The organism is Vibrio sp. SCSIO 43140, assembly GCF_023716585.1.
GTDB classification, from domain to species: Bacteria; Pseudomonadota; Gammaproteobacteria; order Enterobacterales; family Vibrionaceae; genus Vibrio; species Vibrio maritimus_B.
Genome location: NZ_CP071851.1, coordinates 1,774,147 through 1,791,696 on the forward strand (window position 1 = coordinate 1,774,147; position 17,550 = coordinate 1,791,696).

15 protein-coding genes are annotated in these 17,550 nt (G+C 45.6%); 9 read left to right on the forward strand and 6 right to left on the reverse strand.

Annotated features, from left to right (window positions below; translation table 11 throughout):
* Positions 1 to 391: 391 nt before the first annotated feature.
* A complete protein-coding gene (gene glgX, locus J4N45_RS26380) occupies positions 392 to 2,356 on the forward strand; it encodes a glycogen debranching protein GlgX (RefSeq protein ID WP_252015698.1) in 1,965 nt (654 codons plus the stop codon).
* 152 nt (positions 2,357 to 2,508) lie between these two features.
* Positions 2,509 to 4,275, forward strand: coding sequence for a sensor domain-containing diguanylate cyclase (locus tag J4N45_RS26385; protein WP_252015700.1), 1,767 nt, complete (start codon positions 2,509 to 2,511; stop codon positions 4,273 to 4,275).
* A gap of 49 nt (positions 4,276 to 4,324) precedes the next feature.
* Here J4N45_RS26385 and J4N45_RS26390 read toward each other — a convergent pair whose 3' ends face one another.
* Together J4N45_RS26390 and J4N45_RS26395 are read right to left on the reverse strand one after the other, a co-directional pair.
* Positions 4,325 to 5,200, reverse strand: coding sequence for a LysR family transcriptional regulator (locus tag J4N45_RS26390; protein WP_128648908.1), 876 nt, complete (start codon positions 5,198 to 5,200; stop codon positions 4,325 to 4,327).
* Positions 5,201 to 5,348: 148 nt separating this feature from the next.
* A complete protein-coding gene (locus J4N45_RS26395; protein WP_252015702.1) occupies positions 5,349 to 6,557 on the reverse strand; it encodes a BamA/TamA family outer membrane protein in 1,209 nt (402 codons plus the stop codon).
* A gap of 495 nt (positions 6,558 to 7,052) precedes the next feature.
* On the opposite strand from J4N45_RS26395, the gene J4N45_RS26400 reads away from it, so the two are divergent.
* Both J4N45_RS26400 and J4N45_RS26405 read left to right on the forward strand, forming a co-directional pair.
* Positions 7,053 to 7,739: a DUF2057 family protein gene (locus J4N45_RS26400; protein ID WP_252015704.1), complete on the forward strand. Its 687-nt coding sequence runs from the start codon at positions 7,053 to 7,055 to the stop codon at positions 7,737 to 7,739.
* A 64-nt stretch (positions 7,740 to 7,803) separates the two neighbouring features.
* On the forward strand, positions 7,804 to 8,406 hold the full coding sequence (locus J4N45_RS26405; RefSeq protein ID WP_252015706.1) for a GDSL-type esterase/lipase family protein: 603 nt from the start codon (positions 7,804 to 7,806) through the stop codon (positions 8,404 to 8,406).
* Between the two features lie 76 nt (positions 8,407 to 8,482).
* Here J4N45_RS26405 and J4N45_RS26410 read toward each other — a convergent pair whose 3' ends face one another.
* From J4N45_RS26410 to J4N45_RS26420, 3 genes are all read right to left on the reverse strand, one after another.
* On the reverse strand, positions 8,483 to 9,871 hold the full coding sequence (locus J4N45_RS26410) for an SLC13 family permease (RefSeq protein WP_252015708.1): 1,389 nt from the start codon (positions 9,869 to 9,871) through the stop codon (positions 8,483 to 8,485).
* A 307-nt stretch (positions 9,872 to 10,178) separates the two neighbouring features.
* Entirely contained in the window at positions 10,179 to 11,027 is an 849-nt protein-coding gene (locus J4N45_RS26415) for an alpha/beta fold hydrolase (RefSeq protein WP_252015710.1), read from the reverse strand.
* Positions 11,028 to 11,143: 116 nt separating this feature from the next.
* Entirely contained in the window at positions 11,144 to 11,734 is a 591-nt protein-coding gene (locus J4N45_RS26420; RefSeq protein WP_252017256.1) for a TetR/AcrR family transcriptional regulator, read from the reverse strand.
* Positions 11,735 to 11,868: 134 nt separating this feature from the next.
* On the opposite strand from J4N45_RS26420, the gene J4N45_RS26425 reads away from it, so the two are divergent.
* The 4 genes from J4N45_RS26425 to J4N45_RS26440 all read left to right on the forward strand — a co-directional run bounded on the left by J4N45_RS26425 (position 11,869) and on the right by J4N45_RS26440 (position 15,289).
* Positions 11,869 to 12,825 carry an AEC family transporter gene (locus J4N45_RS26425; protein WP_252015712.1) on the forward strand — a complete coding sequence of 319 codons (957 nt, stop codon included), beginning with the start codon at positions 11,869 to 11,871 and terminating at the stop codon, positions 12,823 to 12,825.
* A 129-nt stretch (positions 12,826 to 12,954) separates the two neighbouring features.
* Positions 12,955 to 13,746, forward strand: coding sequence for a hydroxyethylthiazole kinase (gene thiM / locus J4N45_RS26430; protein ID WP_252015714.1), 792 nt, complete (start codon positions 12,955 to 12,957; stop codon positions 13,744 to 13,746).
* Positions 13,747 to 13,754: 8 nt separating this feature from the next.
* Positions 13,755 to 14,384, forward strand: coding sequence for a thiamine phosphate synthase (gene thiE, locus J4N45_RS26435; RefSeq protein WP_252015716.1), 630 nt, complete (start codon positions 13,755 to 13,757; stop codon positions 14,382 to 14,384).
* A 38-nt stretch (positions 14,385 to 14,422) separates the two neighbouring features.
* Positions 14,423 to 15,289 (forward strand): glycerol kinase, encoded by an 867-nt coding sequence (locus J4N45_RS26440; RefSeq protein ID WP_252015718.1) that lies wholly within the window; start codon positions 14,423 to 14,425, stop codon positions 15,287 to 15,289.
* Here the strand turns inward: J4N45_RS26440 and J4N45_RS26445 are convergent.
* Positions 15,286 to 15,846, reverse strand: coding sequence for an SPOR domain-containing protein (locus J4N45_RS26445; protein ID WP_252015719.1), 561 nt, complete (start codon positions 15,844 to 15,846; stop codon positions 15,286 to 15,288). The genes J4N45_RS26440 and J4N45_RS26445 overlap by 4 nt on opposite strands.
* Before the next feature lie 245 nt (positions 15,847 to 16,091).
* Here J4N45_RS26445 and nhaD point away from each other — a divergent pair, with 245 nt between their 5' ends.
* A complete protein-coding gene (gene nhaD, locus J4N45_RS26450; protein ID WP_252015721.1) occupies positions 16,092 to 17,534 on the forward strand; it encodes a sodium:proton antiporter NhaD in 1,443 nt (480 codons plus the stop codon).
* The last annotated feature ends 16 nt before the right edge of the window (positions 17,535 to 17,550 follow it).

The following is a 17,550-nucleotide window of genomic DNA, read 5'->3' on the forward strand; positions in this document are numbered from 1 at the left end:
TAAACGCTTCGAAGGCAGTACCGAAGTGTTTAGGACTTGAAATATCGGTTTAGGGTCCCGAGTTGATTGAACAATTGCAGATTAACGAAGTCGGATGATGGAGGCGTCCTCCACCCTATCGATAGTTAGGGGGGATGAGAAAGGAGGAGAAAAATAACCGCACGGTGTTTTTTTAGGGCAGATCACAAATACAGGGGGGAGTAGTATGGATATTGGTTATGTTTTGACGCGCACAATATGCTTTACATCACTTTTTTTAACTTTTTCGTAGTAAATGTGAAATTAAATTACATTTAAAATTCTGTGATCTTCGCTTGACCTAAAGTTTACAAACCTATTAACTATTGAAAGCACGATTAATGTCATTCACGAACAAATAGAAAAAATCTCTATGACGCAACATCAATCTAGCCCTTATCCGCTGGGTGCCACACTAGATGAATACGGCTGTAACTTTGCTATTCATGCACCCGACTGCGAAACTATTTATCTCGCTCTATATGATGACAACAACAAACAAGAGTTGTTCCCACTTTGTGAAGATTATGCTGGAATCAAGCATATTCACATTAATGGTATCCACGCCGGACAACGTTATGGTTTTGTCATAGAAACTTGCGAAGAACGTCAATACATCGCAGATCCATATGCTAAAGCTCTGGATAAAGCCTTACATTATGTTCCACCTTTTACTACCGAGAAAAGTTTTGAGCTGCCTGCTTGTGTTGTTGTTGACGATGCATTTGATTGGCAAGGCGTTCGCTCTCCACGAATCCCACGTGATGAGATGGTGTTATTTGAGACTCATGTAAAAGGCGTATCTAAGCTCAACCCTGACGTTCCTGTCGAGCAGCAAGGTACTTATCTTGGTTTGGTTAGCGAGCCGATGCTTAAGTTCTATAAAGAGCAAAATATTAACTCGCTACAACTGCTGCCTGTCGCCGCTTGCATGCATGAGCCTCATCTATTGCAAATGGATAAGGTGAACTATTGGGGCTACAACCCTTATGTCTTTATGGCTCCTGATCCTCGTTATGCGAACAAGGATGCGGTAGCTGAGCTTAAAACCACCATTAGAGAGCTTCACCGAGCTGGTATCGAAGTTATCTTAGATGTGGTCTACAACCATACCGCAGAGGGTGGCGATAACGGCCCTGTCTTTAACCTCAAAGCTCTCGACTCCAAATTCTATCTGCGTCACGGTGAGTATTTCGCCAACTACACAGGGTGCGGAAATACCGTTGATTTGAACTATCAACCAGCTCTGAATTTAGTCATGGATACTCTGAGATATTGGGTTCAAGAGTTTAAGGTTGATGGGTTCCGCTTCGACTTAGCAGCAACCTTAGGACGAAATGGTGACAACTTTAACAGAGAAGCGGCTTTCTTCAGAGCGGTGGCACAAGATCCTGTTTTGAAGATGACCAAGCTAATCGCAGAACCTTGGGATATCGGTCCAAATGGATATCAGGTCGGTAACTTCCCATTTGGTTGGAATGAGTGTAACGACAGGCTACGCGACATCACTCGAAGCTTCTGGCGAGGTGACCAAGGCTACCTGAAAGAGTTCGCGACTCGCATCATGGGTTCACGTGATCTCTATAGTGCGGCTAACTGGCCTTATAAACTGACCGTCAATTACATTACCTACCACGACGGTTTCACCATGCAAGATTTGGTGTCTTACAAGCATAAGCACAACGAAGCAAACGGTGAAAACAACCGTGATGGGCACGGTGACAACCGCTCTCACAACTATGGGGTTGAAGGTCCGACAGACAATCCAGTCGTGCTGGCGACTCGTGAAAAGCAAAAACGTAATTTCATGGCCACCCTTCTGTTTTCATTCGGTATTCCTCATATCTTGACCGCCGATGTGCTATCTCATAGCCAGCAAGGCAATAACAATGCCTACTGTCAGGATAACGAATTGAGCTGGTTGAATTGGGAGCCAGAAGAGGCGAAAACGCACTTCAAGCAGTGGCTGTCTGAGATGCTGGCTGCTCGTCAGGAGTATATGGTGCCGTTTATTCGTGCATTCAGTGGCGAGAAACGTAACGACAACCGTATTTTCTGGAGTCGCGTTGATGGCCAACTGATGAGCATGGAAGACTGGAATCGCTTGAGCAGTGTTGCGCTTCATATTGGTATCGGTGACGATGGCGACGAAATGGTTTACTTAATCAACCAAACCAAAGCGCCAGCGCGCTTTACGCTACCAAACGATCGCTCACAAGTATGGAAAACCATCTGTGATACCCACATCTCTGATGCGGAAGTTGGACATGCTGAGGGGGAAATCCTTCAGGCTCCGATGTCGATGGCTATTCTTCACTACTCTGCCAACGCATCGTAACTAGCGTGGCGCTAAATCAACCAAAAAGAGTTCACATCGTGAACTCTTTTTTAATTCTATTGATCTAGGTTATCGCTAACCTTATTAATACTTTGAAATACATAACTCATTAATAGTAGTATCGGCGCAGTACTCAATTGGTTTTATATTTTATGTCGTTGCCTAAGCTGTTACTTCGCACCTTCAAGCCGCTCACTTTTGCGCTGATCACCCTACTGATTTACCTCTCTTATCAGCACTATGAGCGCTCACAGGCGCTGGCTAAGTCCCAGTCTCAAGACAATGTGAAGGTTGCCTCTGCCCTTGTTTGGTCACAGATTGAAGCAACCTTTGCCAAGGTTGATTTGCTACAAGAAAGCATTGATTCAAATAGCTTCGATATCCTGACCAATCAAATATTAGCCAACAGCTACTTGTATAAAAGCATCGCGCTATACAACACCAAGACGCAATACTATTCCAACTTTAATGATGATGGGCTCACTGACAGCAGCCAGGCCTCAATTAAATGGCACAGTTTTGATGGCTTTGCACACCGATACGCCGTTTCCACACTCTATCAAAAGGCTGATGGATTTTGGGTGTTTGCGATAAAGCAAGAACAGGACCAAAGTCCTGTTGAAGTTTGGTTTGAATTCGACGTACAGCATACTACTCAATATCTCGCTAACCTCAAAACCTTGGACAATGGCTATGTGTTTGTCATTGATAAGGTGACGGGACAATTGGTTTTTCACCCTAACCCAGCTCGCATTGGCACGGCATCGATTAGTTACTTTGGTGGATTACAAGACCAAATTGAGGCGGGAGAAACGCGAGGGCAATACGATTACTTTTACAATGGAAACTTAAAGAAGAGCGTCTTTAGTGCACAAAATCCAATGGGCTGGGTGTTTGTCTCTGGAACCAGTCAGACAGATATTTTGTTTACGTCCTACCAGATATCACTGACCGCCGTCGTCATCCTTGCACTACTGTTACTCGTCTTCTCGATAAACTACATCACCTATCAACTGAACGAGGCATTATCTGAGTTGACTCGTGCAGAAGACATCGCACAGTTTAAACATGACTTGAAGATCATCTTCGACCGATTTACCTATCACAAAGGCGTTCAATTCTGCTTGTATGACGCTGAGACACACTACTTCAAGACCATAGATTTTCACGGCAACTCAAAGTCTATTTTTCATTGTGAAAGACTCCCTAGAGTATTCGAATCAAGAGGTCTCAACTTTCTCTACAACAACAAGCATGATCCCCTCGCACAGAAGCTTCATATCACAGGGCGACACTACACTTTACCTCTCTATCATCAAGACGCACTAATCGGTGTTATCTACCTAAAGAGTTCTTTCTATGCGTTTGAAGGACTCATCAGAGCGATAAGAGATTTTTCTGAAGTCGCACTAGCAAATCTCTTGTTAACTAAGAAGGTGGCGATGGACGATGCCCTCACTGGACTTGAGAACGAATGGAGCATGCGAAACCATATCGCCGTATCGGAAAGCAACAATGTTATGTTCTACGCTGTAGTTGATATCAATGGTCTTAAAGGTATTAATGAAAAGTATGGCGAACACTTTGGAGACAATGTCGTTGTGCACGTGGCCGATATTGCTCGTAGGAGCTTCCCTAAGCCGAAAGCAACATGCATTGCTAGAGGTCAAAATGGTTGTATCAGTGTGCTATTCCATACCAGCCATATTGAGGATGCTGAGAAACAAATGGATTGGTTTAGGCAACTTGTCGAAAAACAGCCTTTGGATGTCGACGAAGGTTCTATAGAGGCTACGGTATCTATTGGTTTGACACAACTAGGAGGCTCAGTAGACGCGACACTTAGCCGAGGAGTAAAGAGCCTGCAACAAGCTAAGTTAAAAGGACGCAACCAAGTCTATAGCTGCAAAATTGCATAAAAAAGCCCTCGCATGAGAACATGCGAGGGCTTTTTAATAAAATGGAATACTAGAACACGCCCAGCATCTCGCATAAGTATTTGGCCGCAGGGCCCAAGCGGGTATTTGACTTCCACAGCACGTCTGCAGAGTTCATCATCTCATAACGTTGAAACTCAGGTCTGAAGTCGATCAGGGTACCCATCGCTTGTTTCTCTACGATGTAATCGCGTGGCACGATGGCCCAACCAATACCTTGCTCAACCAACTTAATCACATCTTCTTGGTCATCGGCCTGCCAAATATCTTGAGAAAAGGCGCCTTGTGCTTTTAACACTTTATTCTGCATCATGCTCCGGCAGACAATTTGTCGTTCACCAATAAGCGTTTCATTGCTCACCTGCTGCATGTCAGCAAAGATAGAGTCTGGGCTGCAGATACATACCCATTCAATATTCGCTATCGAGATAAAATCGACGCCATCCGGCACAGCATCTGCGGCTAGGTTAAACCCAAGCTCAACTTCATCTTTGATCAGCGCATTGGTTAGGTGGTGAGCACCCAAACGAGATACATCTACCTGAGTAAAAGGAAAACGCTGAGACATTTTCTCGATCGCTGAATCAATAAGCGAAAACGGCAGTAAAGGGTCAAGCGCGATTTTTAATGTGTCTTCCACACTATCTACGCTGGCTTTAGAGTAGTTTCTGATACGTTCAGCTTGTCGCAATAACACTTTCGCTTGCGACAACATTCGTTCACCTTGCGGAGTGAGTTTAGGGTACTTGGTACTTCTATCAAAAAGTGTAATACCTAGGTCTAGCTCTAGGTTATTCACTCCGATACTCACCGAGCTTTGACTCTTACCAAGATGCCTTGCGGCCGCAGAAAATGAACCTTGCTCTGCTGCAGCGACGAATGCCACTAGCTGTTCAATATTCAGCATACTCAACCCTTTGATTAATTGATTAATTGCGTTCTATCGTAAAACAATAGCACATAAATTGCACTTAATTATAAGCACCACAAATAACGACAACTCATTCATTCACAATGACAATTTAACCCTTCTCGCCATTGCTCGCATTCGATAGTTAGAAAGCTTCACCAAATCGAATATAGAAGCTGGTATTCCCCATTTTAGACACTGCAGCGTCTACACCAATCGTAAAACGTTCTTTGGCATTCAGTAAATACCTAACACCAATACCTGCTGACGGAATCACCTCGGTTTGAACAGCACTATTAACCTGGCGATCATCATTTTGGACCACTGCCGCCCCTGCAAAAGCAACACCACTCCAGAGCGTAGAAAACTTATGACGGTATTCGACCTCCGCCTGATACATTGAGTTACCACGATACTTGTTCCAATCCGCCCCGCGTAGGTCAGGCGTCACAAACTCATACTCAGGCGTATCACCAATCATCTCTTTACCAATCACACGATAAGCGAAGACATCGTCTCCAATCGGAAAGTATTGGCTTACTTCGGCATCTAAACGGTGGAAGGGCTTACCGGTTTTTTTATCTTTTGAGTAATGAAGCGTGCTTAAATCAACATTAAGCCCTTGGGTGGCTCCCATCATGTTGTCGCGTGAGTCATACGTCATCAAGAAGCCCACCGCATTGTTGCTTCCGCTCATCGCATTCTCGAAGGCTTTTTTGATTTCAGGGTCCGTTTTTTCGTTTAGACTCGCGTCACCACCACTCCAAAGCCCTTGAACACCAAAGTAGAGGTCATCAACGATCTGCTTGCGAACTTCACCATAAACGAAGTTTGAATAGGACGCATACTGAGCAGCCTTTGGAAGTTTCGCTCCAATACGACCGGTATACTTGAGGTTCAGACTAAAATGTCCCGCGTAGAAGCCCGCTCGCCAAGCGTCGTGAGCAAATACGTGTTCGTGACCAACGATCGCCATTCCACTATCTGAATCGGTATATTGACCGTAAAACATACTGGTAGATGGGTTTGTTGCCCCTTCCTCTCGGTCATGGATATACATGGCGTTCACACCTAAGCCAACACCCAGAGCATCATCGGTAATAGGCACGGGAAAGGCTGCAAATTTACGGTCAGGGAGCGCTTCGGAATCCTGCTCATTTTCTGAAGGCGTCGCGTCACTATTTGCGGCTTTGGGTGCAGCTGTGTCGTCTTTAGGTTTGATCTGAGGGTCATTGTTTGGCTTTTCTGCCGAAGGCTCTTCAACCAAAACAACCGGCTCTGTTGCACAAACAGCCGTGGATACAGACAATAGCGCAGCCATAACCATAGACAGTGGAGTTTTTGACGTCTTCAAATGAAATCTCTTTAAGTACAATAACTAATAGTTGTGTGCGCACTACGATTCCATTCAACAAGCCCCTCTAGATACTGCGTTGGGCTATACAGTGCTTGACTAGCGATTCTCGCTTTGGAGGGCGATGCTACTAGATTCAATTTCTATGGCAAAAACAACCTATTCGAAAATCGCATAGAAATTACCAGTTAATATCAAACAAGTGTCATTTTAAGAATTCAAAGTCTCCAAATAGCAAATAAATGTGAGCGCAGTTGCAACCGGGCGCGAATCCATCAACTACCATCTTCAAAAAATGGCATATATTCATAGTGTTCCGATAATTGTCGACCTAATATGGCGTTACTAGAGCAATCACTATCTGCTTCAATACACAGGTTTTTGTGTCAGTTTTTGATGAAAATTAAACGGAAAGTAACATACGTGATTGCAAACACACCGTAACCTAGGCAAGCTAGGCTAATCTGAATAACATATTCTGCTAGGGAAATAATAATGAAAGCATCGAATCTGATTGCTGCTGCGTTACTTGTTGGTTGCAGCACAGTTGCAATGGCTGAGGTAACTATTGCACTTCCAGAAAACGTAGACCTACTCTCTGTTAACGCTGCAGATCCACAGACTGACTCTAAAGGTTTTTTCTCATCTGCAGAGACAGCAACCTTGCCAGATGGCGTTAACCAAATTGTATTCAAATATGAGCCTTACTTCGATATCAACCGTGACGAGCGCAAAGTTATCTCTAGTAAAGCTATCATCGCTAAGTTTGATGCAACCGATGCTAAGCTCACTCTCAATGTCCCAACCTATCGCGATGCTCGTCAAGCCGAGAAGAATATCGACAACTTAGAATGGTCACTGACCGATGAAAACGGTAAAGAGATTGCTGTGATTGAAGACCAACTCATCAAAGATGGCATGCAGATCGGCCGTGACTACAACCGCGAAGCAGAAGACTATAACCGCAAAGGCGGCGTAGCGGCTATCGCTGCAGCAGGTACGGTTGCCGTAGCGGCAGCTCCAGCAGCTGTTGCAACGACTGCAGCACAACCTACGACACTTCCTGCAGAAGCACCTGTTGCTGCATCAGACAACACTGCAGAAGAGATGCTTATCTTCTGGTACAACAAAGCAGATGCCGAGACCAAGGCCCGCTTTAAAGAGTACGTAAGCAAAAACTAAACACTGGCGTATTGAGTAAGCCGCTCTAATGAGCGGCTTTTTCGATCTTGTAAGAGACTATAAAATGAAAAAAGTTGTATTGCTTGGCGACAGTTTGACGGCTGGCTGGGGTCTACCTCAAGGTGACAACTGGTCGTGCAAACTCGCCAAAGAATTGTCGGATATCGAGTTTATCAATCGCGGCGTACCAGGAGATACCACCACTGGCATGCTAAGCCGCTTCGAGCTACAAGTAATTGATGCTAAACCAGATGCTTTCGTGCTGTTTGGGGGGCTCAATGACCTGAACTGGGGGACGGACATCAGTGTCGTGGCTAGTAATCTCAATAGTATGATTGCTCAGGCACAGCACCATGGTATTAAACCGATTCTAATCATCACTAGTGCCGTCGATCCAATTGGGTCACTACCTATGTTTGGCAACAGTTCAGAAACGGTGGAAACGCTGAGGCAGTCAATAAAGACTCTAAGTAGCCAACACAGCGAAAAGCTCAAGGCGATGTATGGTCATGGCCCATACAAGCTTGAAATTGTCGATGCTTTTATCGCCTTTGAAGAGCACGCGATAAGTCATAGTTATGCCGAACTTTATCAAAGTGATGGCATCCACCTCTCACCTTGTGGTGCGGATCTCATCTTGGAAAAAGTACGCCCTTTATTCCTATAGAACCATCAAATTAAAAGCCCCCAGCTACATATCACAGTGACTTGGGGGCAATATTTTTATCGATGTTTTTAGAACATTAAGCCCAGAAAGTCACTGCAATCAGGGTTAATGCGCCAATACAAGCAATGTTAAGTAAGATGCCGATTCGCATCATTTCTTGCTGCTTAATATGACCCGAAGCAAACACGATCGCGTTTGGAGGTGTCGCTACTGGCAACATAAACGCACATGACGCTGCAACCGCGATAAGCACCGATAGAATCACAGGTGACATACCAAAGGCTTCTGCAACACTGGCAAACACAGGTATCAATAGAGCGGCACTCGCGGTATTACTCGCAAACTCTGTTAAGAATACGACGAAAGCCGCGATCACTAAGATAATAAACAGCATGCTAAATTGGGAGATTAACTCGCTCAACTCATTCGCCAAGAACACACTCGTTCCCGTCGCTTTTAATACATTACTAAGACAGATACCACCACCAAACAGCAGCAAGACGCCCCAATCCGCTGTTTTTTCAATATCTTTCCAGTGAACCACGCGGGCAAAGTTAACGGCGACAATCGCGCCTAGTGCGACAATGGTGTCGAACTTAGCATAGCCACCTAGCATGGCATTGATTGGCTTACTAAAGATCCAGAAAAACACGGTTAAGCCAAAAATTAGCAAGGTAACAACTTTACCCTTGTCCCAATTCACTGGTTCATGATTGATTTCAAACTCACCATCGAGCTTTGGCTTAAGCACAAAGAAGAGCACGGCTAAAGCTATCGGTAACAAGATAAACGCGGTAGGCAAGCCAAATGCCATCCAGTCCGTAAATGTCATACCAATTTCGGCTGCAGCAATCGCGTTTGGCGGGCTACCAACCATAGTCGCAATACCACCGATGCTTGCGCTATAAGCAATACCAAGTAACACAAACACGTAAGTGTTGTGACCACTTTCTTCATTCACTTTACTCAGTACACCAAGCACAAGGGGTAACATCATAGCTGCGGTTGCGGTATTACTGATCCACATCGACAGCAATGCAGTCACGCCAAAAAGCATAAACACGGCAACGCTCATGCGACCTTTTGCCATAACCAATACTTTATCTGCGACCACTTTGTCTAACCCTTGCCTGTGCATGGCAGCCGCTAAGGCAAAACCACCAAGGAATAGAAAGATGATTGAGTTGGCAAAGTTGTTCAGTGCGGTCTGGGTATCAAAGACATTAAACAATACCGCTATGACGGGCACCAGAACCGCTGTGACGGTAACGTGTAAGGCTTCCGTGAGCCAAAGCACAGCGATAAACGTTAAGATACTAATGCCGAGCACAACATTAGGCTCGAAAGGCAGGGTGGTGTAGAGCGCGTAAAACAGAACAATATCAGCAAGAATGATTAGGCTGTTGCGGTTAAAAAACCACTCTCGGGTATTGGAGGGTAAGGGGACACTATCGTTTCTATTCATTGTTATGGCTTCCTTTAGTCAATGGGCGGATGCTCCCTTGAGGGGCTATCTCAAGATGAGCGCCCTAGAAACCACAAACATCACTAAGCTATTGATCAATAGCGAACTGAAAGTAGATAACTACCGTGAGTTTTGACTCGATATAGTAATTTGTTTTGAGACAAGAACCCAACACTCAGCACGGATGTAAGTGGGACCTAAATATGATCCCACATACCCAACCATTTACATAATAGGAATCTATCAATTCGTTAACCACATCAACATTATGGATACATAAACGTAACCTTGATCAAATCGTTGAAGATTATGACGTTAGCGTGTCAAACGCCGCTTTCGCTTCATCACTGTGCATGACTCGACCGTGTCCTTGACCTTGTGTCGTGATCAGCGTGACTAAAGGCATTTCTTTTGCCGCTTTTTCAGAGACTGAGTATTTTGTGAATCGGTCTTTTTCGTCATGTACGATCATGGTGGGTGCCGTTCGGCGACCTAACTTGTTGTATGGATCAATTGAAGTAATTGGATAGTGATACTGGTTTTGAATATCATCTACGACTGCTTCAAACAGTCGCATCGAGTACCCTGAACGCGCCACACTACCAAATAGGTTATCGAGATAATCAAGAACCGGTGCAATAAGCAGCAGTGGTTTGTCTTGAAGCTTGGCATGTTTACATTCAATCGCAGCCGCCGTTCCCATACTGTGACCAACTAAACCCGCCACTTCTTCTTCACTATCCAGCAATCCTTCCAAGCCGCCAACAAAGGCTGGAATATGTCCGTAAGCACCTTCACTTTGTCCGTGAGCCGGGTGGTCGTATGCAAGAGCGGTATAACCTTTGCTGGCGATATGCTCCATAAGCGGAAAGAACTGGCTCGCTGTCCCAGACCAGCCATGTGTTAGCAACCAAACCGGCCCTGTACCCACGCGATAAGTCTTAAGCGCACCCTCAGAGGTACTCACTTCCGAGATGATTAAACCTTTCGGATCTGCATTCTTCGGCTTTGAACGAACTGGGGTTAGAAGCAGTTTCTTAGCGGTGCGTTTCGCATGATTTGGCGCAAGTTTATGGTGAGCTCGAGTAGTAAGGTTCACCATTTTCTTCTTAAAACTGAATTTCTTCGATGTATTGAAGTAGATTTTATCACTCATGACTGACTGTCCTTATTATCCTCGTCATCCTCGGATAGTTGTATTGTTGAGCTTACATTTAGAACGACCGTGCTTTTTTAAGTTAGCGTTTTACGCTGCCGTTCCATATAAAAGAGTTATTGAGATATCGACCAAGATTGCATGGAAGTGTCAACGCTAGTCCAAAATCGCTGACTGCTCTCCTGCTCACCCACCAGCGAGTAGAAAACGTGCGCACTTAAGTAATGCCCATAGAGCTCAAACGCGGCTTGTTGCGGGTCTAGTGTCGAACTGAATTCACCGCTATCGATCCCTTTCTGTATTTGTATCGTCAAATAGTGGATCCAACGGTGAATGGCTTTCCTCAGTGCTTGTTGAAGTTCATCTTGCTGGCTATCGCGCCACGCATCAATGAACATGCAACTGCCCTGAAACGAATGATTCCAGCTCATCCAATTGTCGATAAGGTGCTTGAGTTTTTGCTTAGCCATCTCATGATTGCGTTCACGAACTGGCGAGATCACCCTAGCTTGAAACGTGGTATCCGCATGCTCTACAACCGCAACCTGCAGATTTACCTTCGAGTTAAAGTGAGCAAACAGACCACTCTTCGACATGTTGCATTGCTTAGCTAGCTCACCAATGGTTAGACTTTCTAGCCCATCTCTGCTCGCAATTTCAAATGCCTTCATCAAAATATGATCTTTTGTTAGCCGACCTTTACCCATAATCACCATCATCGATTTCTTCTGTGCACTATCAATTTAGCACGGTCGTACTATTTTGCAATCTGCGTTTATTTGTATGACAAGGTATGAAATAATCACTCTGCCCCTATCCCCTAACAATATGGAAGTAAATCATGGATCTATTGATAGAACAGTTGTTGTTTTCACTTTCAATTACCGGTCCTATTTGCTTGCTGATTATTCTCGGCGTCGTCTTCAAACGCATTGGACTTATCAACGATAATTTTATCGAGGTGGCATCTAAGCTCGTCTTTAAAGTCACGCTTCCAACCATGCTGTTTCTGAGTATCGTGACCTCAGAGCACGACTTTTCCTCAGCCAAGCAGTTTCTCACCTTTGGCGTCATTGCTAGTGTCTTATTCTTCTTATTCAGTTACCTCTCTGTCGGTACTTTATTCAAGAAATCCGCTGACCGAGGTGTGATAATTCAAGGCGCATTTAGAGCCAACACTGGCATCATAGGTATCGCTTACGTTGCCAACGCCTACGGCGAGAGAGGCATTGCCCTGGCCGCTTTGTATGTCGCAATAACGACCTTTATCTATAATGTTCAAGCCGTTATCTGCTTAACCTCCAAAGGGGCTGATTCAGGCACATCAGCGGGCAAGATCATGCTCACCACACTCACCAAAAACCCATTGATCATTGCGATATTGGCGGGCTTGGTTGTGTACCTACTCTCTATTCCTGTTCCCACTATCGTTGTGGATGCGGGTAACTACTTTGCCACGATGACGCTGCCACTCGCGCTGCTTTGTACAGGTGGTTCGCTAGATCTGAGCTCTATGAAAAAAGAGCAAGCTCCTACTTGGGTCGCCAGTGGCTATAAGCTCGTGCTAGCGCCACTTGCTATTACACTCGCCGCTTTCTTAGTCGGATTTCGTGGTATTGAATTAGGGATCCTGTTCTTTATGAATGCTTCGCCTGTAGCTGCTGCTAGCTATGTGATGGCGCGTTCAATGGGCGGCAATTCGATACTTGCGGCCAATATCATCGCATTGACCACTGTGCTATCTACCATAACCTGTACGCTAGGTATTCTGGTACTTTCTCTGTATCAGTTGATCTAGTCTCTCAGCAAACTCTTATATAAAAGCATCACAGACCAGTGCTAGCCTAACCTTGGCTAGCACTATTTTTATATCCCAGTACAATGACTATATGCCTTAAAAAGCTCGAATGAGCCTTTGGAGAATAGAATGAACAAACAACAAATCGTCAGTGCCCTACACAAAGTCCGCGAAGAGAAACCGCTGGTAGTGAACATCACTAACTTCGTGGTCATGAACAACACAGCCAATGCATTATTAGCCGTTGGTGCTTCCCCTATCATGTCTCACTCAAAACAAGAAATGGCAGAGATGATGTCGTTCGCAGGTGCGCTAGTGATTAACATTGGTACGCTAGACAGCGTATGGCGCCCAGGTATGTTCTTTGCCGTAGAGCAAGCCAATGAGAACAACAAGCCAGTCATTCTCGACCCTGTGGGTTGCGGTGCGACCAAACTGCGCACCTCAACAGCTCGCCAGCTTGCTGAACTTGCCGACAACCTGATTATTCGTGGTAACGCTTCCGAAATCATCGCGATGGCAGGTGAGAAATCGCAGAACAAAGGCGTTGATGCTCTCGATGCCAGCGAAGCCGCGCTAACTGCTGCCCGTGCTTTGGTCGACGGCTATGCGTGTAGCGTCGTAGTCTCGGGGGAAACCGACTACATCGTCACCAAAGAAAGCACCATCGCCCTAAACAACGGTCATGAGATGATGCCATACGTCACAGGCATGGGATGTTCGCTCTCTGCCGTTACTGGTGCGTTTGCCGCAATTGGCGAGAAAAGTGGTGTTGCCGCAGCAGCAGTATTTAGTATCGCTGGCGAAATCGCTGCTGAGAAGTCGCAAGGACCAGGCTCATTACAAATGAACCTTCTTGATAGTCTCTACCAGATTACCGCTGAAGACATCGAATCACGCCTTAACCTTCGCGAGTGCTAACAGACATCATGATACCGAATCCTTACCGACTCTATTTAGTAACGGATGAGAACCAAGACATAGACACGCTCCTTCAAGTGGTTAAACAAGCCGTTGAGGGAGGCGTTACCATGGTTCAGCTTCGAGAAAAACACCATGATATTCGCACCTTCATCAGTAAAGCCAAGGCAGTGAAGCAAGTGCTAGCGGGCACCGGAGTTCCACTCATTATTAACGATCGCGTGGACGTAGCATTAGCGGTTGAAGCTGAGGGGGTTCACTTAGGTCAAACGGATATGCCGGTCGCTCTAGCACGCAAGCTTATTGGTGATGACCGTATTTTAGGCTTATCTATCGAGAGTGAAGCTCAGCTTGAAGAAGCGAAATCACTACCCATCGATTACATCGGGCTCAGTGCCATCTTCGCTACTCCAACTAAGACCAATACCAAGACGCATTGGGGTCTCGATGGCTTGGCTGAAGCTCTTAAGAAAACAGCGCTGCCAATCGTTGCCATTGGTGGTATTAATGAAGCTAATCTCACTGATGTAGCGTCAACAGGTGTTCACGGTGTCGCCATTGTTTCTGCTATCAGTCACGCAGCGTCACCTAAAGATGCAGCCAGTAAACTACTCAATCTGATGGAAGCGGGTTCGTAGACTCATTCTTGATAAGCAAAGAGAAAAATAAGACGACTATGCACGATAAACTTTCCACCTCAGCCCTCGCAAAGCAGAGGCAACTCGAACCTAAAGCGCTTTTTAATGAGCTAAAACAGGTTGGGTACATCATTTGGCATGATTCGAGTTGGTTGTTAACCGATTTGGGTGCACGCTTTGGTGGCGAGTACAGAGAAAGTGACAAGTATGGTCGTTTTATTGTTTGGCCTAGCAAACTGGTTTTGGATGAATCACTTAAAAGCGACAAATTGCTGACAGCCACTCAGCTCGGAGAGCGCTTCGACCTTCCAGCGAAGAAGATCAACTTGCTTCTCAGTGAGCTTGGCTGGATCCAACGACAAGAGTCCGACTGGGTTGTGACCATGCAGGGCTTGAGAGCCGGTGCTCAGCAACGTCGTGACAAGCAAAGCAGCACTCAGTTTGCGGTGTGGCATCCTGCTGTGGCTCGTAACCATAGGCTCAAACAGAGTGTGCTTGAGTTTAAAGGTGCGGATGCAGAATCGCACTCCACAGAGAAATCTTTCTCAAGTTTTCGACAGAAATTCGCCGCGAAACATAGGACGCTCGACGGTCACTATGTCCAGTCAAAAGGCGAATTACTCATTGATAATTGGCTATATATGGCGGGCGTCGTTCACGCTTATCAAAGACAACTGCCCATTGAGCAAGATGTCGTGAGCGACTTCTATCTTCCTCAGGGCAAACTTTATCTGCAATACTGGGGCTCTGATAACGGACCGATTGACTCTAAAACCATTGAATCAACGCGCGCGCTTTACGAAGAGCATGACCTGCCCCTCATAGAAGTGTTCCCAGAAGATATCGACAACCTAGACAGTGTTTTGCCTAAAAAACTCAAGCCATTTGGCATTAGCGCTTACTAAAAATAACACAAACAAGCTTGGTGACTATGCTGACCCGCAATCATATAGGGCGTTGAAGCAAGCACTGTGCTCACGGCTTCGTTATCAGATGATGGCGATGTTTTAGCGACTTGCTGCGTCTCGTTTGTGGACAGCTTAGTTGACGTCGAGCGAATAAAAGCGTCTTTATAGGTTTGTGTCGAACGCAGTTTCGCAAGCTCTTGTTTAGCCACGTCAAATGACTGGTAAGGCCCGATAAGACAGCGATCGCCTTTCATCTCTGGTTTTAACCAAATAGATTTGCTCACCTGTTTAGCCAAGTGTGCAGGTACATACCTCAAACTACCTGACTTCACGAATCCACACTGAATCCAAAAAGATTGGTCCGATTCATCGGGTTGAGTATTCCCCCACAAACCTTCGCCAATTGGGCACTCACTCTCAAGAACTGGAAATGGCAACTGTGATTTGCTTGCACTATCGCAAACAAATACATCCTTTGATGCTTGGGCACTTGCTGTTACCGACACAAACAGAACGACAAACAACGCAAATGCGCTTGACGCTTTTTTCCACATAAATCCTCCTTGAACAGAGTGAATAGTATGCGGTGCTGGACACTTCCTTCTGAAGCTTGTTTAACACCTTCTATTTAGATTAGGCGCTAATCAAGCCATGTCAAAAGATGGAACCTTTAACAAAAAATAGCCGTACGCGATGTGGCAGATTCGAGTCAGCTCACAACGAAGATGTTGAAATACCATTAAAATAACGTATCGCAATTGTTAGCGCCTGATTTTTTTAGCTTTTGAAGGATCAAAACATGAAGAAAATAAGTCGGTGGCCGACCCTTTTACTATCCCTTTTTTTCGCCACCTCTAGTTTCGCTTCCTCTGGGGCATCACACGATGCTTTTAACTTTACCCAATCCACCGTGGGCTACGCCTCATTACTGATCTTCGGTATTGCCTACACACTCGTCATGATGGAGGAGTATTTAAAACTCAGAAAGTCAAAACCTGTCCTACTTGCCGCCGGTCTTATCTGGATACTCATTGGCTTTGTTTACAAAGACATGGGACAAATCGAAGTCGCCAAATCAGCGCTCGAACACAACCTGCTTGAATACGCAGAGCTTCTATTATTCCTATTAGTCGCCATGACCTATATATCAGCCATGGAAGAGCGGAGACTTTTCGATGCTCTGCAATCTTGGATGGTGGGTAAAGGCTTTGATTTCCGCTCGCTATTTTGGATAACCGGGATACTCTCGTTCTTTATCTCTCCCATTGCCGATAACCTGACCACAGCGCTATTGATGTGTGCCGTCGTAATGAAGGTAGGTGGTAGCAACCTCAAGTTCGTGAACATTGCCTGTATCAACATTGTAGTCGCGGCTAACGCTGGCGGTGCATTCAGTCCATTTGGTGATATTACTACCTTGATGGTTTGGCAGGCAGGTCATGTGGCATTCTCTGAATTTATGCCACTGTTTGTGCCTTCCGTCGTGAACTACTTAGTGCCTGCCGTCATCATGTCGTTCTTTGTGCCCAAGACAAAACCTGACGCTGTTCATACACACGTTGAACTGAAACGCGGTGCCTTTAGGATTGTTGGGCTGTTTATTCTCACCATCGCAACCGCCGTGGCGTTCCATGCGGTGCTTCATTTCCCACCAGTAATGGGAATGATGATGGGCTTAGCCTATCTACAGTTCTTCGGTTTTTTCCTTCGCAAAACCTTACCGACGTCTATCGCTAAAAAGAAAGCAATCGCCATTGCCAACAATGATGAAGCTGCGCTGAAAGCACTTGGTTCTATCGTTCCATTTGACGTATTCAGACGTGTATCTCATGCAGAGTGGGACACACTGCTGTTCTTCTATGGGGTTGTCATGTGTGTTGGTGGTTTAAGCTTGCTCGGTTATCTCAGCGTCGTCTCAGAGATCATGTATACCCAATGGGATCCAGTCTGGGCGAACGTGATGGTCGGTATTCTGTCTGCTATCGTCGATAACATCCCGGTCATGTTCGCAGTATTGACCATGAGCCCAGAGCTCTCGATGGGGAACTGGTTGTTAGTCACCCTTACCGCAGGGGTTGGTGGTAGCCTGCTCTCTGTTGGCAGTGCAGCCGGCGTTGCGTTAATGGGGGCGGCACACGGCAAATACACCTTCTTTGGCCACTTAAAGTGGATGCCTGTTATCGCCATTGGTTATGCCGCTAGTATTTTTGTCCATCTTTCAATGAATGGCAGCTTATTCTAGCCACCATTTATGACTG

What these genes read in the sequence shown, in the direction of transcription:
- J4N45_RS26440 (WP_252015718.1), top strand. Translation starts at nt 14,423, where the DNA reads ATGCACGATAAACTTTCCACCTCAGCCCTCGCAAAGCAGAGGCAACTC.
- J4N45_RS26390 (WP_128648908.1), bottom strand. Translation starts at nt 5,200, where the DNA reads ATGCTGAATATTGAACAGCTAGTGGCATTCGTCGCTGCAGCAGAGCAA.
- J4N45_RS26400 (WP_252015704.1), top strand. Translation starts at nt 7,053, where the DNA reads ATGAAAGCATCGAATCTGATTGCTGCTGCGTTACTTGTTGGTTGCAGC.
- thiE (WP_252015716.1), top strand. Translation starts at nt 13,755, where the DNA reads ATGATACCGAATCCTTACCGACTCTATTTAGTAACGGATGAGAACCAA.
- glgX (WP_252015698.1), top strand. Translation starts at nt 392, where the DNA reads ATGACGCAACATCAATCTAGCCCTTATCCGCTGGGTGCCACACTAGAT.
- J4N45_RS26415 (WP_252015710.1), bottom strand. Translation starts at nt 11,027, where the DNA reads ATGAGTGATAAAATCTACTTCAATACATCGAAGAAATTCAGTTTTAAG.
- thiM (WP_252015714.1), top strand. Translation starts at nt 12,955, where the DNA reads ATGAACAAACAACAAATCGTCAGTGCCCTACACAAAGTCCGCGAAGAG.
- J4N45_RS26425 (WP_252015712.1), top strand. Translation starts at nt 11,869, where the DNA reads ATGGATCTATTGATAGAACAGTTGTTGTTTTCACTTTCAATTACCGGT.
- J4N45_RS26385 (WP_252015700.1), top strand. Translation starts at nt 2,509, where the DNA reads ATGTCGTTGCCTAAGCTGTTACTTCGCACCTTCAAGCCGCTCACTTTT.
- J4N45_RS26420 (WP_252017256.1), bottom strand. Translation starts at nt 11,734, where the DNA reads ATGGGTAAAGGTCGGCTAACAAAAGATCATATTTTGATGAAGGCATTT.
- J4N45_RS26445 (WP_252015719.1), bottom strand. Translation starts at nt 15,846, where the DNA reads ATGTGGAAAAAAGCGTCAAGCGCATTTGCGTTGTTTGTCGTTCTGTTT.
- nhaD (WP_252015721.1), top strand. Translation starts at nt 16,092, where the DNA reads ATGAAGAAAATAAGTCGGTGGCCGACCCTTTTACTATCCCTTTTTTTC.
- J4N45_RS26410 (WP_252015708.1), bottom strand. Translation starts at nt 9,871, where the DNA reads ATGAATAGAAACGATAGTGTCCCCTTACCCTCCAATACCCGAGAGTGG.
- J4N45_RS26405 (WP_252015706.1), top strand. Translation starts at nt 7,804, where the DNA reads ATGAAAAAAGTTGTATTGCTTGGCGACAGTTTGACGGCTGGCTGGGGT.